The sequence below is a fragment of the Streptomyces gardneri genome (assembly GCF_006539185.1).
Lineage (GTDB): Bacteria > Actinomycetota > Actinomycetes > Streptomycetales > Streptomycetaceae > Streptomyces > Streptomyces gardneri.
In genome coordinates, this window is record NZ_BJMN01000052.1 from 62,734 (window position 1) to 70,472 (window position 7,739).

The 7,739-nt window shown below is 72.8% G+C and carries 8 protein-coding genes; 4 read left to right on the forward strand and 4 right to left on the reverse strand.

Translation table 11 applies throughout. The features are described from left to right. Positions 1 to 6: 6 nt before the first annotated feature. Entirely contained in the window at positions 7 to 996 is a 990-nt protein-coding gene (locus SGA01_RS33525) for a small ribosomal subunit Rsm22 family protein (RefSeq protein ID WP_141301404.1), read from the reverse strand. A 183-nt stretch (positions 997 to 1,179) separates the two neighbouring features. Between SGA01_RS33525 and SGA01_RS33530 the strand changes: the two genes are divergently transcribed. Next, a complete protein-coding gene (locus SGA01_RS33530; RefSeq protein WP_141301406.1) occupies positions 1,180 to 1,806 on the forward strand; it encodes a hypothetical protein in 627 nt (208 codons plus the stop codon). Positions 1,807 to 1,840: 34 nt separating this feature from the next. Here the strand turns inward: SGA01_RS33530 and SGA01_RS33535 are convergent, their stop codons facing one another. Beyond that, positions 1,841 to 3,145 carry a multidrug effflux MFS transporter gene (locus tag SGA01_RS33535; protein ID WP_371866252.1) on the reverse strand — a complete coding sequence of 435 codons (1,305 nt, stop codon included), beginning with the start codon at positions 3,143 to 3,145 and terminating at the stop codon, positions 1,841 to 1,843. Positions 3,146 to 3,215: 70 nt separating this feature from the next. Here SGA01_RS33535 and SGA01_RS33540 point away from each other — a divergent pair, with 70 nt between their 5' ends. Beyond that, the gene (locus SGA01_RS33540; protein WP_141301408.1) at positions 3,216 to 4,217 is read left to right on the forward strand and encodes a Gfo/Idh/MocA family protein; all 1,002 of its coding nucleotides are present in this window, start codon (positions 3,216 to 3,218) and stop codon (positions 4,215 to 4,217) included. On the opposite strand, the gene SGA01_RS33545 is transcribed toward SGA01_RS33540, so the two are convergent. Then, complete coding sequence (locus SGA01_RS33545; RefSeq protein WP_141301410.1) at positions 4,204 to 5,850, reverse strand: alkaline phosphatase D family protein; 1,647 nt, start codon at positions 5,848 to 5,850, stop codon at positions 4,204 to 4,206. The genes SGA01_RS33540 and SGA01_RS33545 overlap by 14 nt on opposite strands. A 102-nt stretch (positions 5,851 to 5,952) precedes the next feature. Here SGA01_RS33545 and SGA01_RS33550 point away from each other — a divergent pair, with 102 nt between their 5' ends. Further along, on the forward strand, positions 5,953 to 6,729 hold the full coding sequence (locus tag SGA01_RS33550) for an SDR family oxidoreductase (protein WP_141301412.1): 777 nt from the start codon (positions 5,953 to 5,955) through the stop codon (positions 6,727 to 6,729). Positions 6,730 to 6,751: 22 nt separating this feature from the next. Here the strand turns inward: SGA01_RS33550 and SGA01_RS33555 are convergent, their stop codons facing one another. Further along, positions 6,752 to 7,075 (reverse strand): nuclear transport factor 2-like protein, encoded by a 324-nt coding sequence (locus tag SGA01_RS33555; protein WP_141301414.1) that lies wholly within the window; start codon positions 7,073 to 7,075, stop codon positions 6,752 to 6,754. A 153-nt stretch (positions 7,076 to 7,228) separates the two neighbouring features. Between SGA01_RS33555 and SGA01_RS33560 the strand changes: the two genes are divergently transcribed. Next, the gene (locus SGA01_RS33560) at positions 7,229 to 7,663 is read left to right on the forward strand and encodes a ricin-type beta-trefoil lectin domain protein (RefSeq protein WP_141301416.1); all 435 of its coding nucleotides are present in this window, start codon (positions 7,229 to 7,231) and stop codon (positions 7,661 to 7,663) included. Positions 7,664 to 7,739 lie beyond the last annotated feature (76 nt).

The window sequence follows — 7,739 nt, forward strand, 5'->3', positions numbered from 1 at the left end:
CAGGCGCTAGGCGTCCTGCTCCGGCGGCCAGGAGTCGCCCCACTCGGTGTCGCGGGCCTGCTTGTACAGGGGCCCGTGGCGCTTGGTGACCATCTCCCGGGCAAGCCCGTCGGAGCCGCAGAGTTCGAGCTGGACCAGGCCCTTGCGGATCTGCGGCCTGCGGGTGACGCGGGAGACCGTGGGGGTCACCGGGAAGCGGGTGGCGGCGACGTAGCTGTACTTCTCGTCCTCGTACGGCAGGGAGCCGCCCTTGACCTGGCGGTGCAGCGAGGAGCGGCTCACGCGGGCCGAGAAGTGGCACCAGTCGGTGCCGGGCACGATGGGGCAGGCCCCGCTGTGCGGGCAGGGCGCGGCGACGGTGAATCCGGCGTCGATCAGCAGGGTGCGGGCGGCGATGATCCGCTCGTAGCCGTCGGGGGTGCCGGGCTCGACGATGACGACCGCCTGCGCGGCGCGCGCCGCCTCGGTCACGAGTGCCGTGCGGTCGGCCTCGGTCAGTTCCTTGAGTACGTACGAGACGGTGACGAGGTCGGTGTCCGCGAGCCGCAGTGCGGTGCCGATCCGTTCGCGCCGCCACTCGGCGTCGAGGGCGCCGGCCGCCAGCTCGCGGCCGAGCGCGAGAGCGGGCTCGGCCCAGTCGAGGACGGTGGTCCGGGGCGGCGCCTCCTCCCAGGCCTCGGCGACGGCCCAGCTCGCCGCGCCGGTGCCGCCGCCGACGTCGGTGTGCGTGGCCGGCGCCCAGTCGGGCGCGGCCTCCCGCAGGGCGTCGAGGACGCCCCGTACCGCCTCGAAGGTCGCCGGCATCCGGTACGCGGCGTACGCGGCGACGTCGGAGCGGTCGCGCAGCACGGGGGCGTCCGTCGGGGTGGTGCCCCGGTAGTTGGCGATCAGCCGCTCGACGGCGCGGGCCGCCTGGGTGGGCGGCAGTCCGGCGAGGAGCCCGGCGAGGGCGGCGCGCAGGGACTCGGCGGAGGGCGGGGAGGCGGGGGCGTTCACCGCGACATTCTAAGTGGCCGTGCCCCGGGCCCCGGCCGCCCGGAAGCGCTGGTCACGACCGTCCGGGCGGGGCACCGGAGTTGGTCGACGCCCTGCCGATGATGTTGAGTGCTCATGCCAAGTTTTGGCTGATATTCGATCGACCGAGGAGTTCATGTGAAGGCTGTCGTACGGGGGGCTGCCGTGGCAGCGGTGCTGGTGCTGGCGCTGACGGGATGCGAGGAGAGCATCCCGGCCGCCGGGAGCGAGAAGGCGCCCGGCGTTCCCGGGGAGGTGCAACCGAACGCGCCGAAGGCCGTCCCGCTGGACTCGACGGGGCTGATGAACGCGCTGCCGGTCGAGTCCGAGGTGAGCGACGTCTTCACCGGGGGCGATCCCTTCGCGGGCCAGGGGCCCGAGGCCGTCGACCACTGCGCCAAGGAGGCGGGGATGGCGTGCACCGGTCTCATCGCCATCGGGGGCAAGGACATGGAGGCCCGGGGCGGCTCGGACGGGACGCGCGTGGAGTTCAGGCTCTACTCCTTCGGGACGGAGGAGCAGGCGGGCGCCGTCATGAAGGGTCTGGCCGCCGCGAAGCTGAAGTCCTCCGCCGAGTACGGAGAGCCGGCGAAGCCGGTGACCTTGGTCACCGTCGCCGACGAGACCGTGGCTTCCGCTGACGACAGCTCCGCCGACGTGGTCCTGCGCATCGGCACCGTCGTCGCGCACATCGACGCGAACGACACCGAGACCGCCGGCCTGGAGCACGCCTCGAACGTCCAGGTCGAGCGGGTCAGGATGGTCGCGGCGGGCAGGACGCCGGGGTACTGACCCGCCGGGCACCCCCCAGGGGGTGCCCTGTCGGTCAGGCTCCCGTCGCCCCGCTCGACCGCCACGGGCGGCACAGGCCCAGGAAGCAGGCGAGGGACAGGGCGGCGCAGGTGAGCTGGACGACCGCCATCGGGACGGCCGTGTGCTCGCCCGCGATGCCGACGAGCGGGGAGGCGACGGCGCCGATGAGGAACGAGGAGGTGCCGAGGAGCGCGGAGGCGGAGCCGGCGGCGTGCGGGGTGCGCATCAGCGCCTGGGCGTTGGTGTTCGGCAGGGCCAGGCCCATCGCGGACATGAGGACGAACAGTCCGGCGGCGACGGGCACGAGCCCGACCTCGCCGAAGACGCCGGTCGTCATGAGGACCAGGGCGAGCGAGGCGAGCAGGATGGTCCCGATGCCCCAGCCGAGCGCCTTGTCGAGGCTGACGCGGCCGACGAGGAGCTTGCCGTTGATCTGGCCCACGACGACGAGGCCGATCGAGTTGACGCCGAAGAGCAGGCTGAAGGTCTGCGGCGAGGCCCCGTAGATCTCCTGGACGACGTACGGCGAGGCCGAGATGTACGCGAAGAGGGCGGCGAAGGCGAGCCCGCCGGTCAGCATGTAGCCGGCGAAGACCCGGTCGGCGAGGAGTCCGCGCATGGTGCGCAGGGCGTCGCCGACGCCGCCCTCGTGGCGCCGCTCGGGCGGCAGCGTCTCACCGAGGAAGCGCCAGACGACGAGGGTCAGCAGGACGCCGATCACGGTGAGGACGTAGAAGACGCCCCGCCAGTCGGTGATCCGCAGGATCTGGCCGCCGATGAGCGGCGCGACGATCGGGGCGACGCCGGAGATCAGCATCAGCGTGGAGAAGAAGCGGGCCATCTCGACGCCGTCGTAGAGGTCGCGGACGACGGCGCGGGCGATGACGATGCCGGCGGCGCCCGCGAGGCCCTGGAGCAGCCGGAAGCCGATGAGCAGTTCGGCGGTGGGCGCGAGGGCGCAGACGGCGGTGGCGAGGACGTAGACGACCATGCCGGCGAGGAGCGGCCGGCGGCGGCCCCACTTGTCGCTCATGGGGCCGACGACGAGCTGGCCGAGGGCCATGCCGGCGAGGCAGGCGGTGAGCGTGAGCTGGACGGTGGCGGCCGGTGCGTGGAGCGCGCCGGTGACCTCCGGCAGCGCCGGCAGGTACATGTCCATGGAGAGCGGGGGCAGGGCGGTGAGTCCGCCCAGGACGAGGGTGACGAGCAGCCCCACGCGCCGGGCGGCGGTGACGGGACCCGCCGGGGCGACCGGGGTGCTCTCGGTTATGTGCCCTTGTGTTGTTTTCTGGCCGCTCTCCGGCATCGACTGCTCCATTTCGTTGAATCCTTGCCTATGCTCTCAGCTCGAACGGCATGGTCGAGACCTCTGTGGGACGGGTGGGGACATGGGTGACACGGTGCGCTGGGGGATCCTGGCGACGGGCGGCATAGCGGAGCGGTTCACGACGGACCTCCTGACGCTCGACGGCGCCGAGGTCGTGGCGGTGGCGTCCCGCACGGAGGCGTCCGCGAAGACCTTCGCGGACCGCTTCGGGATCCCGCGCGCGTACGGGGAGTGGGCGGGGCTCTTCGCCGACGAGGACGTCGACGTCGTGTACGTGGCCACGCCGCACCACGCTCACCGGGAGGCGGCCGGGCTCGCCCTGGAGGCGGGAAAGGCGGTGCTCTGCGAGAAGGCTCTCACGCTCAACGCCCGCGAGGCGGAGGAATTGGTCACCCTCTCCCGGGACCGCGGCCTCTTCCTGATGGAGGCCATGTGGATGTACTGCAACCCGCTCGTCCGGCGGCTCGCCGAGCTCGTGCGGGACGGGGCGGTCGGCGAGGTCAGGACCGTCCAGGCGGACTTCGGGCTCCAGGGGCCCTTCGCCGCCGACCACCGGCTGCGGGACCCGGCGGTGGGCGGCGGGGCGCTGCTCGACCTCGGGGTGTACCCGGTGTCGTTCGCGCAGCTGCTGCTCGGTGAGCCGGACTCGGTCCAGGCGCACGCGCTGATCTCGCCGGAGGGCGTCGACCTGAACACGGGGATGCTGCTGGGCTGGGACTCGGGCGCCTCGGCGCTGCTGTCCTGCTCGCTCGTCGCGGACACCCCGCTGACGGCGGCCGTGACGGGCACGCTCGGCCGGATCGAGGTGCCGCGCGGCTTCTTCTTCCCCGAGCGGTTCACGCTGCACCGCGACGGCCGGGAGCCGGAGGAGTTCCTGGCGGGCGACGACCCGCACTCCTTCCGGCACGAGGCCGCCGAGGTGATGCGCTGCCTGCGGGCGGGCGCGACGGAGTCGCCGCTCGTGCCGCTGGAGGGTTCGCTCGCGGTCATGCGGACGCTCGACGCCGTACGGGAACGCGTCGGCGTCCGCTATCCCTCCGAGGTGGCGCCTACGCGGGCGTGAGGCCCGGGTTGCCCGCCTCGGTGACGTACGAGGCGGCAGTGGTGACGGGGGCGCCCGGGGTCGTGACGTACGGGACCGTACGGAAGTCGGCGCGGGCGCTGTCCGCGGCGAGCGTGACCGTCACATAGCCGCGCCGCCCGTTGTAGAACCTCATGTGCGGGTTGGCCTGGGTGAGCTTGTCGTAGTTGGCCGGCCGGTCGGCGCCGTCCTTGCCGCTGCTGATCGAGGTGGCGACGATCTCGGTGCCGACGGTCCGGGAGGCCGGGTCGCGGAAGTCGGCCTTGAGGTCGAGGCCGTAGCCGACGTGGACGTCCCCGGTGAGCACCATGAGGTTCTCGACCCCGGCGGCCTCGGCCCCCGCGAGGATCCGCTGCCGGGAGGCGGGGTAGCCGTCCCAGGAGTCCATGGAGAGCTTGAAGTCGGCGGTGGAGCGGTCGCGGCGCTCGGCGAACACGACCTGCTGCGGCAGGACGTTCCAGCGGGCGGCCCGGGAGCCGCGCCAGCCGTCGAGCAGCCAGCGCTCCTGCGCGGCGCCGGTCATCGTGCGGGCCGGGTCCTCGGACTGGGGCCCCGGGACCTGCCAGCCGTCCCCGTACGCCTGGTCCGAGCGGTACTGGCGGGTGTCGAGGATGTCGAACTGGGCGAGGCTCCCGAACCGCAGCCGGCGGTAGAGCCGCATATCGGGGCCCTCCGGCTGCTGGGGGCGGCGCAGCGGCTGGTGCTCCCAGTACGCGCGGTAGGCGGCGGCGCGTCGGAGCAGGAACTCCTCCGGCGGGACGTCGTTCTCGGGGGTGCCGCCCGCGTAGTTGTTCTCGGTCTCGTGGTCGTCCCAGGTGACGACGAAGGGGTGGGCGGCGTGCGCGGCGCGCAGGTCGGGGTCCGACTTGTAGAGGCCGTACCGCAGCCGGTAGTCCTCCAGGGTGACGGTCTCGCGGTTGAGGACGGCCGGGAGGGTGCGGTCGGTGTAGGCGCGGGCGCCGCCCGTGGCGTTGACGGCGTACTCGTACAGGTAGTCACCGAGGTGGAAGACGACGTCGACGTCCTCCTGGGCGAGGTGGCGGTAGGCCGTGAAGTACCCGTCGTGGTACGCCTGGCAGGAGACGGCGGCCAGCTTGAGGCCGGAGTTCCGGGCGCCGGCGGACGGGGCGGTGCGGGTGCGGCCGACGGGGCTCGTCCAGTCGCCGACGCGGAAGCGGTAGAAGAAGACGTGGCCGGGGTCGAGGTGCTCGACCTCGACGTGGACGGCGTGCCGGAACTCCGGGTGCGCGGTGACCCGGCCGCGCCGGACGGTCCGGGTGAAGCGCTCGTCGCGGGCGAGCTCCCAGTGGACGGAGACACGGGAGGCGGGCAGGCCGCCGTCGGGCTCGAAGGGGCGGGGCGCGAGCCTGGTCCAGAGCAGCACGGAGCCGGGCAGCGGGTCACCGGACGCCACCCCCAGGGTGAACGGGTCCTCGGTGACGCGCCGGCCGTCGAGCTCGGCGGCGGCCGCGGCGCCGGCGGCGGGCAGCTGGGTGGCGAAGGCGAGCGCGGCGGCCGCCCCGGTGACGGTGAGGAACCGGCGCCGGCCGAAGTGACGTGCTGCGGCGCGGAGTTCCTCGGAATGACCTGATGTGTGGCCGTGTACGTGGTCCATGTGCCCCTCCCCGGACGGATGTTGCGCTTCCGCCATTCGAGGAGGACGGGACGACGTCACGTTGTCGGGTACAGAACATCCACGTGTCGGACGGATGAGTTCATGGGGCACGCGTCTCGCGTACGCTGCGCGCCCATGAGCATCGCAGTGGTGACGGGAGCGGGATCGGGCATCGGCCGGAGCGTGGCGCTGGCCCTGGCGGAGGCGGGCTGGTCGGTGGCCCTGGCCGGCCGCAGGGCCACGGCTCTCGAGGAGACGGCCGCCGCCCTGCCGTCCGGCGACTTCCTGACGGTCCCGACGGACGTGACCTCCGCGGAGGAGGTCGCGGCGCTCTTCGCCGCGGTGCGCGACCGGTACGGCCGCGTCGACCTGCTGTTCAACAACGCCGGTACGTTCGCGGGCGGCGGCGTCCCCGTCGAGGACCTGGACCCGGAGACCTGGCGCGCGGTCGTCGACGTCAACCTGACGGGCGCGTTCCTCTGCGCCCAGGCGGCCTTCCGGGCCATGAAGGAACAGGAGCCGCAGGGCGGCCGCATCATCAACAACGGCTCGATCTCCGCGCACGTGCCGCGCCCGCACTCGATCGCCTACACGGCGACGAAGCACGCGATGACGGGCCTCACGAAGTCGCTGTCGCTCGACGGGCGCCCGTACCGGATCGCCTGCGGCCAGCTCGACATCGGCAACGCGGCGACCGAGATGACGGCCCGCATGCAGACCGGCATCCTCCAGGCCAACGGGCAGCTTGCGGCGGAGCCGGTGATGGACGCGGCGGACGTGGCGGCGACGGTGGTGCACATGGCGGCGCTGCCGCTGGAGGCGAACGTCCAGTTCGCGACGGTCATGGCGACGGCGATGCCGTACATCGGCCGGGGCTAGCCCCGGCCGATGGCCTCGGGGGTTACGCCTGGCCGGTCTCGAAGCGGGAGATCTTCCCGTCGTCGACGGTGAACTGCCACTTGGTCCGCATGGAGCCCCAGGTGTCGTTGCGGTAGTCGGCGACGAGAACGCGCCCGCCGTCCGACTCGGACTCGACGTCCATGTGCCCGCGCGAGCCGAAGACCTCCCGGTCGAGCCACTCCTGGAGATTGCGCTCGGAACCGTCGTCGGACATGGTCGCGTCGGGGGTCATGGCCTCTGTGAGGGCCGTCTGGTCGTTGGCGTTGAGGGCCGTGACGAAGGCACGCACGGCGGGGTCTGAGAGCTGGTCCACGGGGATCGTCATGCCCTAGCCGTACACCCGTCGCCCCGTGTGTCCCGGCGATCACGGCCGTACGCGGGCCGGGGATCGCCCGTACGCACCTGCGTGTTCACTGGCCCGCGCCGACTCCGTGCGGGCAGGATCGGGACAACTGCCGCACTCAGCACAGGAGGCTCGATGTCGGACATGGTCAAGGTCGTCAGGCTGTACGCGAAGGAAGCCCCTGTCGGGGTCCTGGACGGGCGCCTGGTGGGCCTGCTCGTGCAGCAGGAGCAGGCCGCGGAGTGGGCGGTCGGCCCGGCGGACGACGGGTTCCGGTTCACCGTGAAGGGCACCGAGGAGACCGTCGTCGCGGAGGGCAGCGACCGCGCCCCGGTCGCCGTCCGGCCCGACGACTCCCCCGCCTCCGTCTGGCGCCTCCAGCGGATCGACGAGGACGGTGCCGTCACGATCACCGCCCTCGACGAACTCCGGGACGGGATCTACGCCATCGACCAGAACGGCCTCGCGCTCGGCCGCGACCTCTTCGAGGACCGCTCGCTGCTCCCCAAGCGCGTCTTCGTCCGGACGGACGACCGCGACCCGCAGTGGAGGATCGAGGTCCTCGTCTGAGACGTCCCGGCCGAGGACCCCGCCGGCCTCGGAAGTCGTCGGTTTCAGGCCCAGGTGATGAGGCGCTTCGGCTGCT

Coding starts and splice junctions, on each gene's coding strand:
- SGA01_RS33535 (WP_371866252.1), bottom strand. CDS start 3,145: ATGGAGCAGTCGATGCCGGAGAGCGGCCAGAAAACAACACAAGGGCAC.
- SGA01_RS33540 (WP_141301408.1), top strand. CDS start 3,216: ATGGGTGACACGGTGCGCTGGGGGATCCTGGCGACGGGCGGCATAGCG.
- SGA01_RS33545 (WP_141301410.1), bottom strand. CDS start 5,850: ATGGACCACGTACACGGCCACACATCAGGTCATTCCGAGGAACTCCGC.
- SGA01_RS33550 (WP_141301412.1), top strand. CDS start 5,953: ATGGGGCACGCGTCTCGCGTACGCTGCGCGCCCATGAGCATCGCAGTG.
- SGA01_RS33555 (WP_141301414.1), bottom strand. CDS start 7,075: ATGACGATCCCCGTGGACCAGCTCTCAGACCCCGCCGTGCGTGCCTTC.
- SGA01_RS33560 (WP_141301416.1), top strand. CDS start 7,229: ATGTCGGACATGGTCAAGGTCGTCAGGCTGTACGCGAAGGAAGCCCCT.